This window comes from Flavobacterium soyae, from assembly GCF_045348165.1.
GTDB classification, from domain to species: domain Bacteria; phylum Bacteroidota; class Bacteroidia; order Flavobacteriales; family Flavobacteriaceae; genus Flavobacterium; species Flavobacterium soyae.
On record NZ_CP150845.1, the window covers coordinates 1,762,862 to 1,782,147 of the forward strand.

Annotated in this window: 23 protein-coding genes and 1 riboswitch; of the genes, 5 read left to right on the plus strand and 18 right to left on the minus strand. The window is 34.0% G+C overall.

Annotation, left to right across the window (positions count from 1 at the left end):
• The first annotated feature begins 7 nt into the window (after positions 1-7).
• The 3 genes from AABD74_RS07755 (at position 8) to AABD74_RS07765 (ending at position 2,098) form a co-directional block, all read left to right on the plus strand.
• Positions 8-379 carry a DUF3127 domain-containing protein gene (locus AABD74_RS07755; RefSeq protein ID WP_232676073.1) on the plus strand — a complete coding sequence of 124 codons (372 nt, stop codon included), beginning with the start codon at positions 8-10 and terminating at the stop codon, positions 377-379.
• A gap of 282 nt (positions 380-661) precedes the next feature.
• Positions 662-1,297, plus strand: coding sequence for a leucyl/phenylalanyl-tRNA--protein transferase (aat, locus tag AABD74_RS07760; protein WP_406845156.1), 636 nt, complete (start codon positions 662-664; stop codon positions 1,295-1,297).
• Positions 1,298-1,303: 6 nt separating this feature from the next.
• Positions 1,304-2,098, plus strand: a complete 795-nt coding sequence (locus AABD74_RS07765; RefSeq protein WP_406845157.1) for an MOSC domain-containing protein — start codon at positions 1,304-1,306, stop codon at positions 2,096-2,098.
• On the opposite strand, the gene AABD74_RS07770 is transcribed toward AABD74_RS07765, so the two are convergent.
• From AABD74_RS07770 to AABD74_RS07830, 13 genes are all read right to left on the minus strand, one after another.
• Positions 2,095-2,805, minus strand: a complete 711-nt coding sequence (locus AABD74_RS07770) for a HesA/MoeB/ThiF family protein (RefSeq protein ID WP_406845158.1) — start codon at positions 2,803-2,805, stop codon at positions 2,095-2,097. The two genes, AABD74_RS07765 and AABD74_RS07770, sit on opposite strands and share 4 nt — an antisense overlap.
• A 15-nt stretch (positions 2,806-2,820) precedes the next feature.
• On the minus strand, positions 2,821-3,960 hold the full coding sequence (gene thiH / locus AABD74_RS07775; RefSeq protein ID WP_406845159.1) for a 2-iminoacetate synthase ThiH: 1,140 nt from the start codon (positions 3,958-3,960) through the stop codon (positions 2,821-2,823).
• A 68-nt stretch (positions 3,961-4,028) separates the two neighbouring features.
• Complete coding sequence (locus AABD74_RS07780) at positions 4,029-4,406, minus strand: GxxExxY protein (RefSeq protein ID WP_406845160.1); 378 nt, start codon at positions 4,404-4,406, stop codon at positions 4,029-4,031.
• A gap of 146 nt (positions 4,407-4,552) precedes the next feature.
• Positions 4,553-5,329 (minus strand): thiazole synthase, encoded by a 777-nt coding sequence (locus AABD74_RS07785; protein ID WP_311202617.1) that lies wholly within the window; start codon positions 5,327-5,329, stop codon positions 4,553-4,555.
• The gene (locus AABD74_RS07790; RefSeq protein WP_406845161.1) at positions 5,310-5,948 is read right to left on the minus strand and encodes a thiamine phosphate synthase; all 639 of its coding nucleotides are present in this window, start codon (positions 5,946-5,948) and stop codon (positions 5,310-5,312) included. Before AABD74_RS07790 ends, AABD74_RS07785 begins: the two co-directional genes overlap by 20 nt.
• Positions 5,941-6,693 (minus strand): hydroxymethylpyrimidine/phosphomethylpyrimidine kinase, encoded by a 753-nt coding sequence (locus AABD74_RS07795; RefSeq protein ID WP_406845162.1) that lies wholly within the window; start codon positions 6,691-6,693, stop codon positions 5,941-5,943. Before AABD74_RS07795 ends, AABD74_RS07790 begins: the two co-directional genes overlap by 8 nt.
• Positions 6,651-7,274, minus strand: coding sequence for a thiamine phosphate synthase (locus tag AABD74_RS07800; protein ID WP_406845163.1), 624 nt, complete (start codon positions 7,272-7,274; stop codon positions 6,651-6,653). The genes AABD74_RS07795 and AABD74_RS07800 overlap by 43 nt, the downstream gene beginning before the upstream one ends.
• 44 nt (positions 7,275-7,318) lie before the next feature.
• Complete coding sequence (gene thiC, locus AABD74_RS07805; protein ID WP_406845164.1) at positions 7,319-9,142, minus strand: phosphomethylpyrimidine synthase ThiC; 1,824 nt, start codon at positions 9,140-9,142, stop codon at positions 7,319-7,321.
• 99 nt (positions 9,143-9,241) lie between these two features.
• A complete protein-coding gene (thiS, locus tag AABD74_RS07810) occupies positions 9,242-9,448 on the minus strand; it encodes a sulfur carrier protein ThiS (RefSeq protein WP_406845165.1) in 207 nt (68 codons plus the stop codon).
• 84 nt (positions 9,449-9,532) lie between these two features.
• Positions 9,533-9,629: riboswitch (TPP riboswitch) on the minus strand.
• 136 nt (positions 9,630-9,765) lie between these two features.
• Positions 9,766-10,326: a DNA-3-methyladenine glycosylase I gene (locus AABD74_RS07815; protein WP_232676007.1), complete on the minus strand. Its 561-nt coding sequence runs from the start codon at positions 10,324-10,326 to the stop codon at positions 9,766-9,768.
• A gap of 69 nt (positions 10,327-10,395) precedes the next feature.
• Positions 10,396-10,809, minus strand: coding sequence for a lipocalin family protein (locus AABD74_RS07820; protein ID WP_406845166.1), 414 nt, complete (start codon positions 10,807-10,809; stop codon positions 10,396-10,398).
• 190 nt (positions 10,810-10,999) lie between these two features.
• Positions 11,000-11,152 (minus strand): hypothetical protein, encoded by a 153-nt coding sequence (locus tag AABD74_RS07825; RefSeq protein WP_232676003.1) that lies wholly within the window; start codon positions 11,150-11,152, stop codon positions 11,000-11,002.
• Between the two features lie 517 nt (positions 11,153-11,669).
• Positions 11,670-12,332: a queuosine precursor transporter gene (locus tag AABD74_RS07830; protein ID WP_406845167.1), complete on the minus strand. Its 663-nt coding sequence runs from the start codon at positions 12,330-12,332 to the stop codon at positions 11,670-11,672.
• A 164-nt stretch (positions 12,333-12,496) separates the two neighbouring features.
• On the opposite strand from AABD74_RS07830, the gene AABD74_RS07835 reads away from it, so the two are divergent.
• The gene (locus AABD74_RS07835; RefSeq protein WP_406845168.1) at positions 12,497-14,560 is read left to right on the plus strand and encodes a M3 family metallopeptidase; all 2,064 of its coding nucleotides are present in this window, start codon (positions 12,497-12,499) and stop codon (positions 14,558-14,560) included.
• Between the two features lie 69 nt (positions 14,561-14,629).
• On the opposite strand, the gene tsf is transcribed toward AABD74_RS07835, so the two are convergent.
• The 5 genes from tsf to AABD74_RS07860 all read right to left on the minus strand — a co-directional run bounded on the left by tsf (position 14,630) and on the right by AABD74_RS07860 (position 18,001).
• Positions 14,630-15,592, minus strand: coding sequence for a translation elongation factor Ts (tsf, locus tag AABD74_RS07840; RefSeq protein WP_406845169.1), 963 nt, complete (start codon positions 15,590-15,592; stop codon positions 14,630-14,632).
• A 140-nt stretch (positions 15,593-15,732) separates the two neighbouring features.
• Entirely contained in the window at positions 15,733-16,503 is a 771-nt protein-coding gene (gene rpsB / locus AABD74_RS07845) for a 30S ribosomal protein S2 (RefSeq protein ID WP_406845170.1), read from the minus strand.
• 229 nt (positions 16,504-16,732) lie between these two features.
• Positions 16,733-17,119, minus strand: a complete 387-nt coding sequence (rpsI, locus tag AABD74_RS07850) for a 30S ribosomal protein S9 (protein WP_012023687.1) — start codon at positions 17,117-17,119, stop codon at positions 16,733-16,735.
• Positions 17,119-17,574, minus strand: coding sequence for a 50S ribosomal protein L13 (gene rplM, locus AABD74_RS07855; RefSeq protein ID WP_232675962.1), 456 nt, complete (start codon positions 17,572-17,574; stop codon positions 17,119-17,121). Before rplM ends, rpsI begins: the two co-directional genes overlap by 1 nt.
• Positions 17,575-17,830: 256 nt before the next feature.
• Entirely contained in the window at positions 17,831-18,001 is a 171-nt protein-coding gene (locus AABD74_RS07860; protein ID WP_232675952.1) for a hypothetical protein, read from the minus strand.
• 174 nt (positions 18,002-18,175) lie between these two features.
• On the opposite strand from AABD74_RS07860, the gene AABD74_RS07865 reads away from it, so the two are divergent.
• Positions 18,176-19,201 carry a LacI family DNA-binding transcriptional regulator gene (locus AABD74_RS07865; protein ID WP_406845171.1) on the plus strand — a complete coding sequence of 342 codons (1,026 nt, stop codon included), beginning with the start codon at positions 18,176-18,178 and terminating at the stop codon, positions 19,199-19,201.
• Positions 19,202-19,286: the final 85 nt, after the last annotated feature.

Below are 19,286 nucleotides of genomic sequence, written 5' to 3' on the forward strand. Positions count from 1 at the left end.
GACGAAGATGGAAGTTATAGGAAAAGTAAAAGTGGTTAATCCTGAGCAGCAAGTTAGTGCTTCATTCAAAAAAAGAGAATTAGTAGTTACTACAGATGAGCAATATCCACAGCACATTTTAATCGAATTTACACAAGATAAATGCGATTTATTAAGCAGCTATAAACTAGGAGAGGCAGTAAAAGTTTCTATCAATTTAAGAGGAAGAGAATGGGTTAATCCGCAAGGAGAAACCAGATATTTCAATAGTATTCAAGGCTGGAGAATCGAAAGAATGGCACCAGAAGGTCCTGCACAAACTCCGTCAGTTCCTGCTGCAGAAGCTTTTGCCCCAGCTGCAAATTTAAACGAAGAAGAACCAGACGATTTACCGTTCTAAGAAAGTTTAAATTTCAAAACATAAATTCCAAATTCCAATTCATTCGCGTGAATTTGGGATTTGGAATTTTTTATATAAAGTTTAAGCACAAAGTCTGTCATTTCGACCTTAGGGAGAAATCGCACACGAAACTCGTCAAAGATTGCCGATTCACGTTGTAGAATTGCTTGTGCGATTTCTCCTTACGGTCGAAATGACAAGACTGCAGAATTTTGGAATTTGGAATTTCAGTATTGAAATTTCAATTTATATTGGAATTTAAAAATTGATTATTTAAAAAAAATGTATTTTCTATTTGATAATTTATATTTTCCACCCGTTTCAGAAGCCGATGAAGAAGGTATTCTGGCCGTTGGCGGTGATTTGAGCCCGGAACGATTAAAATTGGCGTATAACAACGGAATTTTTCCGTGGTTTAACGAGGGTGAATCGATTCTTTGGTGGGCTCCGGATCCGCGTATGGTTTTGTTTTTAGATGAATTAATTGTTTCTAAAAGCATGCGTAACATTTTGAACAGGAATATTTTTACTGTTACTTTTAATACCTCTTTTAAAGATGTAATTTTAAACTGCCAAAAGATATTGCGCGACGGTCAGGACGGAACCTGGATTTCTGATGAAATGATCGAAGCTTATTGCGAACTCCATAAAGAGGGAATTGCAAAATCTGTTGAGGTTTGGCAGGATGAAGTTTTAGTAGGCGGCTTGTACGGAATAGATTTAGGCCATGTTTTTTGTGGTGAAAGTATGTTTTCTAAAGTATCAAATGCTTCAAAAGTAGGATTTATATATTTGGTAAATCATTTAAAAAAAGAGAATTATAAATTATTAGACTGCCAGGTTTATAACCCGCATTTAGATAGTTTAGGATGTCGCGAAATTGATCGTGACGAATTTATGTCCATTTTAAAAAAGTAAATAAAAATGAGTGCAGTTCATGTTGTAAAAGAAATTTATATTTATCCGATAAAAAGCCTGGCGGGAATTAGTGTTCAATCTGCTCTGGCCGAAGAAATGGGATTCGAAAACGATCGTAGATGGATGTTAATTGATGCTGATAATCAAATGATAACGCAAAGAGAACATCGGATTATGAGCCAGTTTTATCCGCAGATTTCAGATGGAAAAATCAGTATTACTTTTCAGGATCAAAAGCATGAATTTTCTATAAACGAACATTTGGGAAACGTCATAAAAGTTAATGTTTGGGATGATAAAAGTGAAGTTGTTGAGGTAAATCATGCTGCATCAAAATGGTTTAGCCAGCATCTGGGTTTTGAATGTAAACTAGTCAAAATCATAAAAATTGGAAGCCGCAAACATGAAAGTTCGAGATTAAAAGAAACTTTTAATGTGAGTTTGGCTGACGGTTATCCTTATTTATTAATTGGATCAAAAAGCCTGGATTTTTTGAATGATAAACTCGATGAAAAAATCACCATAAAAAGATTTCGTCCAAATATTGTAATCAGCAGTCAAAATGAACATGAGGAAGATGACTTTAATACTTTCAAGATTGGAGAAGTTCAATTTAAAAACATAAAACCTTGCGGAAGATGCATTATGGTTAATAATGATCCAGAAAATGGACGTTTAAAAAAAGAACCTTTAAAAACCTTAAGTAAGTATAGAAATGTAGATAATTCCGTTTTATTTGGGACTAATCTCGTGAGTTTGAATGCAGGAAATATTAAGGTTGGAGACGCACTTGTTTTCTAGAAATTCAGTTTCGTAAAATTCCAGTTTAGGGTATTAAAAATTATAATTTCATTTTTTAAAGAAGGTAATTCTAAAATTAATTTGAGCGTTTCGTGCGCCATCATATTTCCAATAATTCCGGGTAAAGTTCCCAAAACACCATTCAAATTACAATTCGGAACATCTTTTGGGTCGGGCATTTCTGGAAATAAATCCCGCAGGTTTTTACTTCCGTTATGATTAAAAACAGCAATTTGCCCTTCAAATTTTAAAATACTTCCATAAACTAAAGGTTTGTTTAGCTCAACACAAGTATCATTCACCAAATACCTTGTTGCAAAATTATCTGAGCCATCAACAATAACATCATATTGCTGCATAATTTTTGATGCATTTTGAGAAGTTAATTTTTCCTGAATTGCTTCGACTTCAATTAACGGGTTCAGCTTTGAAACAACATCTTTAGCCACAATTGCTTTAAATTGTCCAATTTCATTTTCAGTATATAAAATCTGCCTGTGGAGATTATGAATTTCGATCGTATCAAAATCCATGATTCCTATAAAGCCAACTCCGGCAGTTGCAATATATTGTAAAATTGGGCATCCCAAACCACCCGCACCAATTACTAAAACTCGTGCTTTTTTTAATTTTTCCTGACCTTCATCGCCAATTTCAGGAAGAATAGTTTGTCTGTTGTAACGGAGGAATTCTTTAATAATGCTCACTTTTGATTTTAGATTTTAGATTGTTGATTTTAGATTGGAATTTAAACCAAAACTTTTATCCCAGTCCTTCCAAACGGGTTCATAACCTGCATTTTTTATAATTTTTGAAATCTCTTCTGCAGAACGTTCATCACTGATTTCGAATTGTTCCAAAGATTGCGGATCAACGACATAACCGCCCGGATTTGTTCTTGATCCTGCACTCATACTCGTAACACCAATTGGAATTATATTGTTTCTGAATTTTTCGTTTTCACGTGTCGAAATCGAAATTTCAAGATCTTCATTCCACAAACGATAAGCGCAGATTAATTGTGTCAAATCTTTATCATCCATAATAAAATTTGGTTCGATAATTCCTTCAGCGGGGCGGAGGCGCGGAAAAGAAACGGAATATTTAGTCTGCCAATATTTTTTTTGAAGATAATCTAAATGCAGCGCATTGAAAAAACTATCGGTTCGCCAGTCTTCTAAACCTAATAAAACGCCTAAACCAATTTTATGAATTCCTGCCGTTCCAATTCTATCAGGAGTTTCAAGCCTATAATCGAAATTTGATTTCTTGCCTTTTGTATGATACTTTTTGTAAACTTCCTGATGATATGTTTCCTGATAAACTAAAACCGAATATACTCCGGCATTATGTAAACGTTCATAATCTTCGGTAGAAAGCGGTTGTACTTCAACAGAAATAATCGAAAACTCTTCGCGAATTAAAGCAATTGCGTTGAGGAAATAATTAATATTAACTGTATAATTCGCTTCACCTGTTACCAATAAAACGTGGTCAAAGCCTGTTTTTTTTAAAGCTTCGACTTCGAGTTTTATTTCTGCATCAGAGAGTGTTTTTCGTTTGATTTTATTGTCTAAACTAAAACCGCAATAAGTACAAATGTTTTGACATTCGTTGCTCAAATATAACGGCGCATACATTTGGATCGTTTTACCGAAACGTTTTTTGGTGATTTCATGGCATTTCTGCGCCATTTCTTCTAAATAATTTTGAGCAATAGGGGAGATTAAAATCAAAAAATCATCGAGATTGAGTTTGGTTTTTGCCAAAGTTCGCTCGACATCTTTTGATGTGGTTTGGTATATTTTAGATTGAATAATATCCCAATTATATTGCTCAAAAATTGATTTGAATGTGTTCATTTGGATTGTTTTTATTTCACGCAGATTTTGCAGATTTAAGCAGATTAAAATTGATTTTTATTCTTTTTTTATATTTTATTGGCAACTCTTTTTATATCATTTAAGATGTTAAGAGTATTAAAGTTTACAAGTAATCCTAATTTTATATTAGTTAGTCGGAGATAGGTTGCAATTTGTTTGTAATGTATTGGTGCTAATTCTTCGACAGATTTTAATTCAATTATTACTTTATTTTCAACTAGCAAATCGAGTCTAAAAGCAGCGTCTAATATTATTTCTTCATAATTAATAATAATTTCTACTTGCTTTTTAACCTTTAGTTCTAATTTTTCTAGCTCATAAAACAAGGCACTTTCATAAACAGATTCAAATAATCCAGGTCCTAAATTATTATATACTTTAAAAATTGCTCCTCGTATGAGATATGATATTTCATTTTCAGCCATTAATTCTTAATTTTAATTAGAATTCAAAATTAAAGAATTTTCTTTCTTTTTATATGAATCGTTTTCATGAAAATTTTTCAGATAAGCAATAAATAAAAATCAATTTTAATCTGCTTAAATCTGCAAAATCTGCGTGAAATAAAACTTTATTCATAAAGAAATGAAGTCAAAGGACTTGAAGCCACAGCATAATTTTGTTGATTGGCTACTTTTGCTTCAAAGGCTTTTCTTCCTGCTATTACCGCTTCTTTAAAAGCTTCGGCCATTAATTTTGGATTTCCGGCAACGGCAATTGCAGTATTAACCAAAACAGCATCGGCGCCAATTTCCATTGCTTTCGCAGCGTCAGATGGAGCGCCAATTCCGGCATCTACAATAACAGGAACGTTGCTTTGTTCAATTATAATTTCTAGAAAATCAATAGTTTTTAAACCTTTATTGCTTCCAATTGGTGATCCCAAAGGCATCACGGCAGTTGTTCCCGCACTTTCTAAGTGTTTGCATAAAACAGGATCAGCGTGAATATAAGGCAGAACAAAAAAACCAAGTTTAGCTAGTTCTTCAGTAGCCTTTAAAGTTTCAATTGGGTCAGGCATTAAATACTTTGGATCTGGATGAATTTCCAGCTTTACCCAATTTGTTTCAAGTGCTTCACGAGCTAATTGAGCAGCAAAAACAGCTTCTTTTGCATTTCTTGCTCCGGAAGTATTCGGCAGTAAATTAATATTCGGATGTTGCAAATGCGAAAGAATAGCATCTGTTTCAGTTTCTAAATCGATGCGTTTTAAGGCAACGGTAACCAATTCACTTTCTGAAGCTAAAATCGCTTCTTCCATTTCTTTGTTTGATCCAAATTTTCCAGTTCCTAAAAACAAACGGGATTTAAAGTTTTTATCTCCTATATTAAACAATGATGTCTGCATATAATTTTTCGTTTAGTTGTTGAATTAATTTTTCCTTTTCATCACTTTCTGTAATGATTCCAGAAACGGCAATACCATGGATTCCGATATCTATTAATGGATTTACATCTTTTAATGTAATACCGCCAATGGCATAAACAGGGACTTCAATTTTATTTTTTTTCATTTTTTGAAGAATCTCGGAATACCCTGATAATCCTAAAATAGGACTTAGTTTTTCTTTTGTAACAGTAAACCGAAAAGGGCCTAAACCAATATAATCACAGCCATTTTTGACATGATTTTGAATGTCTTCAAAAGTATTGGCCGTCCCTCCAATAATTTTGGCTGAACCCAGAATTGCGCGTGCTTCATCGATTTTCATGTCGGTTAATCCTAAATGAACTCCATCTGCAGCAATCTGTTCAGCGAGATGCAGATCATCATTTATAATAAAATTAGCAAGATACTCTTCGCATAAAGGCTTTACCTTTTCTGCTAAAGCAAATGTTTTTTTAGTCGTTTGATTTTTAAAACGCATTTGAACCCATTTACAACCGGCATCCAGAGCCTGATGAATATTGTACAATTGTTCTTTGCTGGTTTCGCCTTGTGAAATGTATTGTAGCTTGTTATACATAATGATATCCAATTAATGTTGAACTTGAACTCAGGTATTTTTCGATATATATTTTAGCATTTTTGCAGGCTTCTGTTATATTTTGGTTTAAGGCTAAGTTGGAAGCAATCGCAGAAGAAAGTACACAGCCGGAACCATGTTTTTCAAAGCATTTTTTTTCTGATGGAAATAAATTGTAAACTTCATTTTTCAGAAATAATGTATCGGTTCCAATTGAGTTTTCGTTATGTCCGCCTTTTAATAAAATATGTGTTGGAATCTCATTTTGCGGTCGAAGATTCTTTGAAATAAACCCCGGAAATAAAATCTCAATTTCATTGTAATTCGGTGTAATCAAATCAATCTTAGACAATATTTTATGCAAATCTGAATAATCTTTAATTGTCATAAATTCAAATTTTGTTGTCGATCTAAGAACAGGGTCCCAAACAATTTTAGTTGAAGGAGACAGCATTTTTATTGTCGAAACAATTCGGTTTAAATCATATAAAGTAGAGACAATCCCAATTTTAACTGCACTGATTTTATAATTTAAAAAGAACGTTTCGATAGAACGGATAAGAAAACTCAAATCAGTCCATTGAATTTCAAAAAATGTATTTTCGGTCTGGATCGTATTTGCTGTTGAAATTGCAAAACCAGTTACTTTATGCTGTTCGAAGGTTTTGATATCTGCCAAAAGACCAGCGCCCGCAGACGGATCTAAACCTGCGATTGTAAGTAAGAAAGGGCGATTTGCTGACATAATTTAAATTGTTTTACCGGGTTTTCGTTATTCCAGATACTTCCTAAAAGTGCGGTATCATCAAATCCATTTTCCATTGTTTTTTGAATGTTTTCAGAATCGATTCCGCCTAAAGCGATCACTTTTGTTTTATAATTTGTTCTTGATTTTAATGCTTCAAAAAGATCTGTTTTCGGCTTATAATTTTCCTTTGAAATACTTTGAAATACCGGACTTAGAAATGCGTAATTAAAATCATTTTCCAGAGAATTAAAATCTTTTATCGAATGTGTTGATGTTGAAATTGATTTGCATTTATACCTACAAGGTTTTGAAAACCTTGCAGGAAAATCATGAATGCGGTTTCTTTCTTTTTCAGAAAAATGAATTCTGTTAATTCCAAAATCTTCTGCCAATAAATGATGACTGTGCAAAGCAATTCGATCTCTAAATTCAAACTCAATTTGATGAATAAACTGCGCCATTTCCAACTCAGAAAAATCAGGTTTCCGAATATGAAGTAAAGACAATCCTTCTTCAAATAAAGAATGAATTATTTTGATTTCATCTGCAGCAGCAAATGGATTAGAAATCACAACCATATCTTTTTCTCTTTCTTCTATTTTCTTTTCTCTATTTTAAAACTCTAAATGTAAATCTCTTTCCCCTGCTCAATAAATTCTTCTGATTTCTCCTGCATTCCTTTTTCTGCGGCAGCGACATCCCTAATTTCCTGAGATATTTTCATAGAGCAGAATTTAGGGCCGCACATAGAACAGAAATGAGCCACTTTTGCGCCATCTGCGGGAAGTGTTTCATCATGGAATTCTCTTGCTGTATCTGGATCTAAAGCTAGATTAAACTGATCTTCCCAACGGAATTCAAAACGAGCCTTGCTCAAAGCGTTATCTCGATATTGCGCTCCCGGATGACCTTTTGCCAAATCTGCTGCATGAGCCGAAATTTTATAAGTGATCACACCATCTTTTACGTCTTTTTTGTTTGGTAAACCAAGATGTTCTTTTGGTGTTACATAACACAACATCGCACAGCCGTACCATCCAATCATTGCAGCTCCAATTGCCGATGTAATATGATCGTAACCCGGTGCGATATCAGTCGTTAAAGGACCTAAAGTATAAAATGGAGCTTCATGGCAATGTTCTAATTGTTTGTCCATGTTTTCTTTAATCATGTGCATTGGTACATGTCCCGGGCCTTCAATAAAAACCTGAACATCATGTTTCCAGGCAATTTTTGTCAATTCGCCTAAAGTTTCTAATTCTGCAAATTGAGCTGCATCGTTAGCATCGGCAATTGAGCCCGGACGTAAACCATCTCCCAAAGAAAAAGCAACATCATATTGTTTCATGATTTCGCAGATTTCTTCAAAATGTGTGTACAAAAAGTTTTCTTTATGATGAAATAAACACCATTTTGCCATAATTGAACCACCGCGCGAAACGATTCCCGTTACACGATTTGCAGTTAAATGAATGTATCGAAGCAAAACCCCGGCATGAATTGTGAAATAAGAAACACCTTGTTCTGCCTGTTCGATTAAAGTATCACGGAAAATTTCCCAAGTCAAATCCTCGGCAATTCCTTTTACTTTTTCTAGTGCCTGATAAATTGGAACGGTACCAATTGGAACTGGAGAATTTCGAATAATCCATTCTCTGGTTTCATGAATATTTTTTCCGGTAGATAAATCCATAATGGTGTCAGCGCCCCAGCGGCAGGCCCAAACAGCTTTTTCAACTTCTTCTTCGATGCTGGAAGTCACAGCGCTGTTCCCGATATTTGCGTTGATTTTTACAAGGAAATTACGCCCCACAATCATAGGCTCGCTTTCAGGATGATTGATATTGTTTGGGATTATGGCTCTTCCGCAGGCAACTTCTGCACGAACAAATTCTGGAGTGATTTTGCTTTTTGGTGTATTAGCTCCAAAACTATGACCGCCGTGCTGGCATTGCATGGCTTTGGTCTGCTCGTTTAAAAGCTCAATGCGTTGGTTTTCTCGGATTGCGATATATTCCATTTCTGGAGTAATAATTCCTTGTTTGGCGTAATACAACTGCGTTACGTTTGCGCCTTTTTTAGCACGTTTTGGCTGATGTAAATATTCAAATCGCAAATGATTCAGGCTTTCATCACGTAAACGGCTTTGTCCATAATCTGATGTGATTTCGCTTAAAATTTCAACATCATTTCGATCCAGAATCCAGCTTTCGCGTAAGCGTGGTAATCCTTTTCTAATATCAATTTCAATATTTGGATCTGTGTAAGCACCTGATGTGTCATAAACTGTTACGGGTGGATTTTTTTCAATTCCGCCATTTGAAAGTTTAGTATCACTCAAAGTAATTTCGCGCATGGCTACTTTTATTGGATGAATTTCTCCGTCGATATAAACCTTTTTAGAATTGGGAAATGGAGTTCTGGATATTTGTTCTTCGTTTGTCATAGTGTTTTTGTTTCAGGTTTGAAGTTTTCGTAGAGGCGCACTGCAGTGTGTCTACGTCCAGTATTTAATTGGAATTTGGAATTTCTTTTTTGGAATTTATTAACCTCCCTGCGTGGCAGAAATGATTAAAATTTCGTCAGTTTCTTGTACGAGGACTTCGTTCCATTTGGTTTTTGGAACAACAGTATTGTTGACAGCAACGGCGATTCCGTTTTGTTTATGCGGAATTTCGAGATCGAGCAATGATTGAACGCTTAGCGATTCAGCATTGAAATGTTTGGTTTGTTGATTGATTTTTAGTTCCATTCCTTTGTTTTTTGGTTTATCTAAGATTCACTTTGGTGAACCTTAACCTTAGGAATGGCTACAAGAACGCATAAAAATGCGTGCAGAAGTCATCTTACTTTTCCCTACGCTAGTATGAACTAGATCAGGTTCAGAGGGTAAAATCTCAGCCTACAAGTTGTAGACACCCCTAAAGTGTGAAGCAAATATATGTAATTTTTGTTTGGCAGTTAAAAAAAGTTTCAAGTTTCAGGTTTCAAGTTGCGTTTGAGTAGAATTTTTTGTTTCTATCTACGATAACACGGCAGCCTGAAACTTGAAACCTGAAACAAAAACTTTTACTTTGTTCTCGTCCAGCAGTCTTCGATATGATCATTGACCATTCCGGTGGCCTGCATGTGAGCATAAATAACGGTTGAACCTACGAATTTGAATCCGCGTTTTTTTAAATCTTTGCTGATTGCATCTGAAAGTGGAGTCGTAGCGGGAACATCTTTTAACGTTTTTGGGTTATTGTTGATAGGTTTTCCGTCAGTGAATTTCCAAATATAATCTGAAAAGCTTCCAAATTCTTCCTGGACTTTCATAAAAGCCTGTGCGTTTGAAACGGCAGAGTTAATTTTAAGTTTATTGCGAATGATTCCTGTATTCTGCATTAATTCTTCGATTTTATCTTTAGAATAATTGGCAATTTTTTTATAATCAAAATTGTCAAAAGCAGTTTTGAAGTTTTCTCTTTTATTTAAAATAGTAATCCAGCTTAGACCTGCTTGAAAAGTTTCTAGAATTAAAAACTCAAAAATAGTAGGGTCGTCATAAACAGGAGTTCCCCATTCTTCGTCGTGATATTTTTTATATAAATCGCTGGCGGAGCACCAGCCGCATCTTATTGGTTCCATTTTTATTTTAAATGTATAAAAAAACCTCAAACGAAAGAAGTTTGAGGTTTTAAAAAAGTTTTGAAGAAATTATATACGTTTGAATTCAACTACATATATTTCAGTTGTTTCGCTTTGATTAGTGTAAGTATATTTAAGCTTTAAAGTTGTTTCATTTAATACTAAGATTTCTGCATCATTTACAGAACTCTCACCGTCATATTTAATAGTTATTGTATTGTCTTTTCTAGTCCAAGTTCCATTTTCAGAATAATCATTACATTTTGAATTGCTATATTGAGAATAATGGTCGATGAATGTTCCTCCTGCTTGAATTTCAAAAACATCTTTGTTGCAACCTCCTTCAGAAACTACTGGAGTTAATTTTTCTTTTCCGTCAACAATGGTTCCGTTTTGGTATACTTCCCATTTACCTTCTAAAGACGCTTTATCATCGTCATTACTGCTACAAGATACTGATAATCCTAGTGCCAATACAGACACAAAAAAAATACTTAGTTTTTTCATTTTTGGTAGATTTGTTTTTGTTAAATTTTTAGCAAAAATAAAATCTTTCTACAGAAAACCTAGGTTTTATAATCAGTTTTCCCTCATTATTTTAACATTTTATTTGTAATGCGCTGGCTTTCAGGTTAATCTAATGTTCTTTGGATGTGGTAAAATTTCTCTTTCTTTATCTTCCAATCTGCCAGCTATATCCTTTTACACTCGGAATATAGGCAGAACGTCCAACGATGATTAAATTAGTATAGATTTTTCTATTGTATTTAATGCCAATAGCATTGCCGGAAGTGTACATTTTATTAGCTTTAAAGACTACTTTCATTTTGCCGTCTTCAAGTTCTGCATCAGAAACTTTTTCAACAAACTACGTAGACTGCTATTTTACAGACAATTCATTTTCTGCGGTTTTGGTTACGCTTTTTACTAGTTTAACGGCTTCTTCCTGAATTTCAAAATGTTCTGTTAGCTGCTTTTGAGTCATAGTCTGACCCATTTTGCATTTTTCTAATATTGACAAAATTCAATAATTCTTCGTTGGCTTGCTTTTTTATTGAGGTGGTTGAAGGCGCTTGAGGGTTTAGAGTATTTATTTCTATTGGGGTTTTAACCGAAAATGGTTTTTTTGGAGCAACAGTTTTTTCGAGTCAAACTCTTTTTGGGGCAGTTATACTTTTTGATGAAACTTTGTGGGGTATTTTCATAGCAGCTGGTGTCAGCTTATTGACAGGTTGAATGACTTTTCTAGGCTTTTTTTTTGTCATTGCCACAACTGAAAAAGAAATAGGTTATAGAGAATAAAATAAGCAAGCAATTTTTTTCATGACCTAAATGTGTTTTTTTTATCCTTTGTTTGCAGGATCTTCGTCTAAATATTTTCTGATCAAATAATGACCTAAATAAATTGCTGGAGTTAATAATATAGCTATTGCTAGTTTAAAAGTATATCCAATTAATCCAGACGAAATAAAAGTGTCAAAATCGATTTTACCCGGAAGCCAAAAAGCGATTCCAAGAACAATGAAAGAATCAAACAATTGTGAAATAACCGTAGAGCCAGTTGCTCTTAACCATATTTTCTTTTCACCGGTTCTATTTTTAAAAAACCAAAAAATCCACACATCAATTAATTGTGATGCCATAAAAGCAATTATACTTCCAAAAATAATCCACATACTCTGTCCAAAAACGGCTTCAAATTGTTCATCATTTACGGGGCTGATTCCTTTTGCTGCCGGAATTACAATTGCCATAAATAAAATGAGAAAAGCATAAGCAATTAAACAAGCTGTTATAAAAGAGAGCTTTTTTACTCCTTTTTCGCCAAAGTATTCATTAATTAAATCGGTTGTTAGAAAAACAATCGGCCAGGGTAAAATCCCTATACTCATTACAAAAGGGCCAATCTGAATTAATTTTCCTCCAATAAGTTCGGCCACAACGGCATTAGTTATAAATATTCCTGCTAGAATTACAAAAACAATTTCTTTTCGGTTTTTAAACATGTTATTTTGGTTATGATGTTCCAAAATTAAACTATTTCTTCAAATGTTCGAAATGGGTTAATTAGTTCGTTTGAAGTTTGCTTTTGATTGGTTAATTTTGGGATTCTGTCGGTATTTCTTTTTTGGAAAATAAACCTGATAGAAATTTATTAATGCATTTTATTATGAAAAAACAAATTGATTTAGATAATCCGTTACTTCAGGAATGGGAAGGACCTTATGGAGGTGTTCCTGATTTTACAAAATATAAAATTTCAGATTTTAAACCTGCCATTGAGTTTGCTATTCAGGAGAAATTAGATGAAATTGATGCAATTGCAAATAATTCAGAAGAACCTGGTTTCGATAATACGATTGCAGCTTTAGAACTTTCAGGTGAGAAACTGGATAGAATTCATGCTGTTTACGGAATTTACAGGTCTAATTTAAGTAGTCCTGAATTTAATTCGGTTGATACTGAAATGTCTCCAAAACTGGCAGAGATTAACGATAAACTATATCAAAACGAGAAGTTGTTTTCAAGAATTGAAAAACTGTATAAATCTGAAAACAGTAAAAAATTAAACGATGAACAACAGCGTTTGCTATGGCTTTATTATACCGATTTTGTTCGAGAAGGAGCTGAATTAAATGTAGAAGATAAAGAGGAAGTAGCCAGAATTAATCAGGAACTAGCTGGGCTTTTTACGCTTTTTAGTCAAAAATTATTGGCAGAAGAGAATGATCAGTTTTTAGAATTGAAATCTGCAGCTGATTTAGACGGGTTGCCAGAAGAGTTTAAAAATGCAGCAATTGCAGAAGCTAAAGAAAGAAATTTAGATGTTTTAGGATGTATTGGTAATACAAGATCTTCTATTGAACCGTTTTTAACTTTCTCAGACCGAAGAGATTTAAGAGAAAAAGCATTTGAAATTTTTGTAAAACGAGGTGATAACGAGAATGCAAATAACACAAATGCAGTACTTGTTTCGATTTTGCAATTACGGGCAAAGAAGGCTCTAATATTAGGGTTTAAGAATTTTGCCGAATGGAGTTTGTCTAATAAAATGGCCAAAGATCCGCAGAAAACTTTAGATTTAATGGAGTCTGTCTGGACGCCGGCTGTTGAAAAGGTAAAAAATGATGTTTCGGCTATGCAGAAAATGGTTGATGAAGAAGGCGGAAATTTTAAAATTCAGCCTTGGGATTACCGTTATTATGCTGAAAAGGTTCGAAAAGCAAAATACGATTTAGATCAAAATGAAATAAAACAATATCTGCAGTTAGAGAATTTACGTGAAGGAATGTTTTGGACTGCTGGTGAGTTGTTTGATTTAGGCTTTAAACAATTATTTGATGTTCCTGTTTATCATTCTGATGTTCGTGTTTGGGAAGTGAACAATAAAAATACCGGAGAACCAATCGGGCTTTGGTATTTTGATCCATACGCGCGCGCAGGAAAGCGTTCAGGTGCATGGATGAATTCGCATAGAGATCAACAAAAAATAGAAGGTAAAACACTTCCGATTGTGTCTAACAACTGTAATTTTATAAAAGGAAATGCTGATGAACCGGTTTTAATTTCGTGGGATGATGCAACAACTTTATTTCACGAATTTGGACATGCTCTGCATGGTTTGTGTTCAAATGTTACTTATCCGAGTTTATCAGGAACTTCGGTTGCGAGAGATTATGTAGAGTTTCCTTCTCAACTACTTGAGCATTGGCTGGCGACTCCAGAAGTGTTGAATAAGTTTGCGCTTCATTATAAGACCAATGAGCCTTTGTCGCAATCATTGGTAGAAAGAATAGGAAAAGCGGCCAATTTTAATGAAGGTTTTGCAACGGTTGAAACGATTTCAAGTTCATTTGTTGATATGAAGTTGCATTTAACAACCGATACGATTGATCCGCATGCATTTGAAGAGAAAGTTTTAAGTGAAATTAATATGCCTGATGAAATTGTAATGAGACACAGAATTCCGCAGTTTGCACATATTTTTTCAAGCGACGGATATGCGGCTGGTTATTACAGTTATTTGTGGGCAGATGTTATTAATGCTGATGCTTATGAAGCATTTCTAGAAGCAGATGGACCGTTTGATAAGAAAGTTTCTGAACGTTTTTATAAAACAGTTTTAAGTGTTGGAAATACGATTGATAACGAGGAAATGTATGAGAATTTCAGAGGACACGCTCCAAAATCTGATGCATTGATGCGAGCAAGAAATTTTTCAGTTGAAAGTTAGTTTTATATGAAAATAAAAAAGCCCGAATAACTAAATATTCGGGCTTTTTAATATTGAAAAAATAATATATTAACCTAAAGTAACTCTTTTGAAACCTGTAATTTCAACATTGAATCCTTTTACGTAATCACCAACTTTTTTACTGTCATCTTTGATGAAGTTTTGATCTAGTAAAGCTTTTTCTTGATCTAAAGTAGTGTTGTCAGAAATGAAACGTTGTACTTTTCCTGGAAGAATTTTGTCCCAGATTTGTTCTGGTTTACCTTCAGCTTTTAATTCAGCTTTAGCATCTTCTTCAGCTTGTTTGATAACTTCAGGAGTTAATTGAGAGAAAGAGATGTATTTAGGAACATTTTTTAAAGTTTTTCCTAAACGTTTTGCTTCTTCATTGTCTTTTTCGATTACAGCAATACGAGCAGCAAGTTCAGATTCAACGAAAGCAGGATCAAAATCTTTGTAAGATAATGTATCAGCCCCCATAGAAGCAACTTGCATAGAGATGTCTTTTGTTATAGTTTCAGCGTTTGCAACTGGAGCAGAAATTGCAGTTAAAGCAGCAATTTTATTAACGTGAACATAAGATCCAACGTAAGCACCTTCTAAAATTTCGAAACCACCGATTTCGATTTTCTCGCCGATAACTCCAGTTTGCTCGATTAATTTCTCAGCAACTGTAATTCCGTTGAAATCAGAAGCTAATAATTCTTCTTTAGAAGAGAAGTTGATAGCTCTTTCTACTAAATCTTTAGCTAAAGCAACGAAAGCTTCATTTTTACCTACGAAGTCAGTTTCGCAGTTTAAAGTGATGATAGCTCCTTTAGTGTTGTCAGCATTGATAAAAGAAACAGCAGCTCCTTCAGCAGACTCACGGTCAGAACGGTTAGCAGCCACTTTTTGTCCTTTTTCTCTAAGGATTTGTATAGCTTTATCGAAATCTCCTTCAGCTTCAACCAAAGCTTTTTTACAGTCCATCATTCCGGCACCTGTAGATTGTCTTAATTTATTTACGTCTGCAGCAGTAATTGTTGACATAATATTTTGAATTTTTAATGTTAAAAGTAAAAAATTCCAGCTTTTAAATCCCAAACTCCAATTTTAATAAATTATCAACATAACGTTTTTAATTTTGTATTTGGATTTTGGAATTTAAAATTTGGAATTTAAAATTTGATTTATTCTTCAGTTTCAGTTGCAGGAGCAGCTTCAGCCTCAATAGCAGGAGCTTCTTCAGCAGCTTCAACTTCTTTTTCAGAACCTCTGTCAGAAAGACCTTCGATTACTGCAGTAGTCACTAAAGATAAAATTTTGTCAATTGATTTAGAAGCATCATCATTTGCAGGAATAACGTAATCAACCTCTCTTGGGTCAGAATTCGTATCAACCATTGCGAAAACTGGAATGTTTAATTTTTGAGCTTCTTTTATTGCGATGTGTTCAGCTTTGATATCTACTACGAACAATGCTGCAGGCAGTCTAGACATATCAGCGATTGAACCTAAGTTTTTCTCTAATTTAGCACGTAGACGATCAACTTGCAAACGCTCTTTTTTAGATAGAGTGTTGAAAGTACCATCTTTCTTCATTTTATCGATTGAAGACATTTTTTTAACAGCCTTTCTGATAGTTACGAAGTTAGTTAGCATTCCGCCTGGCCATCTTTCAGTGATGTAAGGCATGTTTGCAGCCTTTGCTTTATCAGCAACGATGTCTTTTGCTTGTTTTTTGGTAGCTACGAATAAGATTTTTCTACCTGATGCAGCGATTTTTTTCAAAGCTTCGTTAGCTTCTTCAATTTTAGCTGCAGTTTTATATAGATTGATAATGTGAATACCATTACGCTCCATATAAATGTAAGGAGCCATGTTTGGATCCCATTTTCTAGTCATGTGTCCGAAGTGAACACCTGCTTCTAGTAATTCTTTTACTTCTATTTTGTTTGCCATTTTTGTACTAGTTTACGTTCTGTTGATTAGCAATGTGTTTTGAACTTTGGCTTTAGGCAATATGCTTTAGGCTTTAAGCTTTATGACTTTAAGACTTTCGACTTTAAGACTCAACCCATTTAGATGCTAAACTATATCCTACCTCGATAGGAGAGCAACAATAACTGTGTTTTTTAATTTCAATAAATAATTGATAATGTCTTGTCCCATCTGAACAAGACAGGTAATATTAACGTTTAGAGAACTGGAATCTCTTACGAGCTTTCTTCTGACCGAATTTCTTACGTTCAACCATTCTTGGGTCTCTTGTTAATAAACCTTCTGGTTTAAGGATTCCTCTGTTTTCAGCGTTAACTTCACACATTACGCGTGCTAATGCCATTCTTACAGCTTCTGCCTGACCAGTTGTACCACCTCCGTAAACGTTTACTTTTACGTCAAAGTTGTTTACGTTTTCTGTCATAGACAATGGTTGTAAAACTTTGTATTGTAAAGTTGCAGTTGGAAAGTAAGTTGCGAATTCTTTTTTGTTTACAGTGATATTTCCTGTTCCTTCAGAAACGTATACACGTGCAACAGCGGTTTTTCTTCTACCGATTTTGTGAATAACTCCCATTACTTAAGATCATTTAGGTTAACAGTTCTAGGTTTTTGAGCTCCGTGAGTATGCTCGGCACCTACAACAACATTTAGATTTCTAAAAAGTTCAGCCCCTAATTTGTTTTTAGGTAACATTCCTTTTACAGCTTTTTCTACTAATAATGCAGGGTTTTTAGCTTGCAATACTTTAGCAGTTAAAGTTCTTTGTCCTCCTGGGTAACCTGTATGACGCATGTAAATTTTGTCATTCAATTTTGTACCTGTAAGGTTAATTTTTTCTGAGTTGATAACAATTACGTTATCTCCACAGTCAACGTGCGGTGTGTAACTTGGCTTGTACTTACCTCTTAAGATCATAGCAACCTTTGAAGCAAGACGTCCTAAGTTATGACCTTCAGCGTCAACAACAATCCACTCTTTAGTTACAGTGGCTTTGCTAGCTGAAATTGTCTTGTAGCTTAATGCGTCCATAATATTATTTTAATTAAACATTCCATCCCCAATAAAGGGGATGCAAAAGTACAATTAATTATTTTAAAACCAAATACCTGAAAAGAATATTTTATATCCTGAAAATCAGGCTCTCAGTTTTTATTTTTAAAACTATAAAAAAACCTTACTTCACAATAACACGAGGGCGGTTCAAAATTAAGCTTATTTTTTACTAAATAATAAATATATTGGCTATATCGACCACTTACAGTGTTTTAATGGTTTATTGCAAGCTTCAGATTGCTGTGATACTAAATGCGGCAGTTGTATTAAATCCTGCAGCAACTGGTAGGATTTTTGACGGATTTTTTGCGATATTCAATCCAGTTGGAGTACTCACTATAGTAACTCCTGCAAAATCTTTTGAATTTGGGTTGACTTTCTGAATTTTAACTTCGTTTTTCATAATAGGTTTTTTATTAAGGTTGTTAATGAAATTTTGAGAGATGCAGTTTCAGAAAAATCTTCTTTCCCTGATTTATTTTGAATAGATCTTATAATTTCAAATAGTGGTAGGTGTTTTTTGTTTTATTTTCGGTAATTCTACTATATTTGTATTAATTACATAAACTTTTATTAGATGAAAGCTAAAGCAACTCTAAAACAAATTGCGAAGGAACTGGGTGTTTCTGTGTCTACTGTGTCTAAAGCATTGAATGACAGCCCGGAAATTAGTGAGCAGACGAAGGTGAAGATTAAGGAGTATGCCAAACTCAAAAATTATAAACCGAATGTTATTGGTCTGAATTTAAAGAACCGTAAAACGAAAACAATTGGTGTAATTATACCTAATATATTAAACTCTTTTTTTGCTAAAGTTTTTAGCGGAATTGAAAAAGTAGCTGATAAAAAAGGATATAATGTAATTACGTGTATTTCTAACGAATCTTTAGAGAAAGAAGTTCATACGCTTGAAATGTTAAGCAACGGAACTATTGACGGATTTATTCTTTCTGTTTCTGAGGAAGCACAAAAACTGCAAGATTACAATCATTTTTCGGCTATTATTAATGACGGAACGCCGATTGTAATGTTTGATAGGATTGCTGATGAAGTAGAATGTGATAAAGTTGTAGTAGATGATTTTGATTCTGCTTTAAACTCAACTCAGCATTTAATTAATTTAGGCTGTAAAAACATTGCTTTAATTTCTTCTGTAGATAATTTAAGTGTTGGAAAATTAAGAGCCGATGGATATTTAAAAGCTTTAAAAGACAATAATATTCTGGTTAACGAAAAAATTATTCTTCGTACCGATTCTGAAGATGATATGAAAGCTAAAATTGATTCGGTTTTTGATCATAAAATTGATGCGATTTTTGCTTTAGATGAAAATGACTCAGTTGCAGCTTTAAGAGTAAGTTTGAAAAAAGGATATAAAGTACCGGAAGATATTTCGATAATTGGTTTTGCAGATGGGATTTTAGCTTCAAGACGTTTGTCGCCAAGTTTAACAACAGTAAGCCAGCACGGAATTGAAATTGGCGAAGTTGCTGCCAAAAAATTAATCGAAAGACTGGAAGAGCCAGAAGGCGAAACTTCTGATTACGAAACAATCGTTATCAAAACAAAGTTGAAAGAACGAGAATCAACAAGAAAAGCTTAAATAAAAAATATAATCAACAAAAAGGACTGTTCGAAAGAACAGTCCTTTTTTTATCTATTATTTGTGTGTCATTGCGAGGAATGAA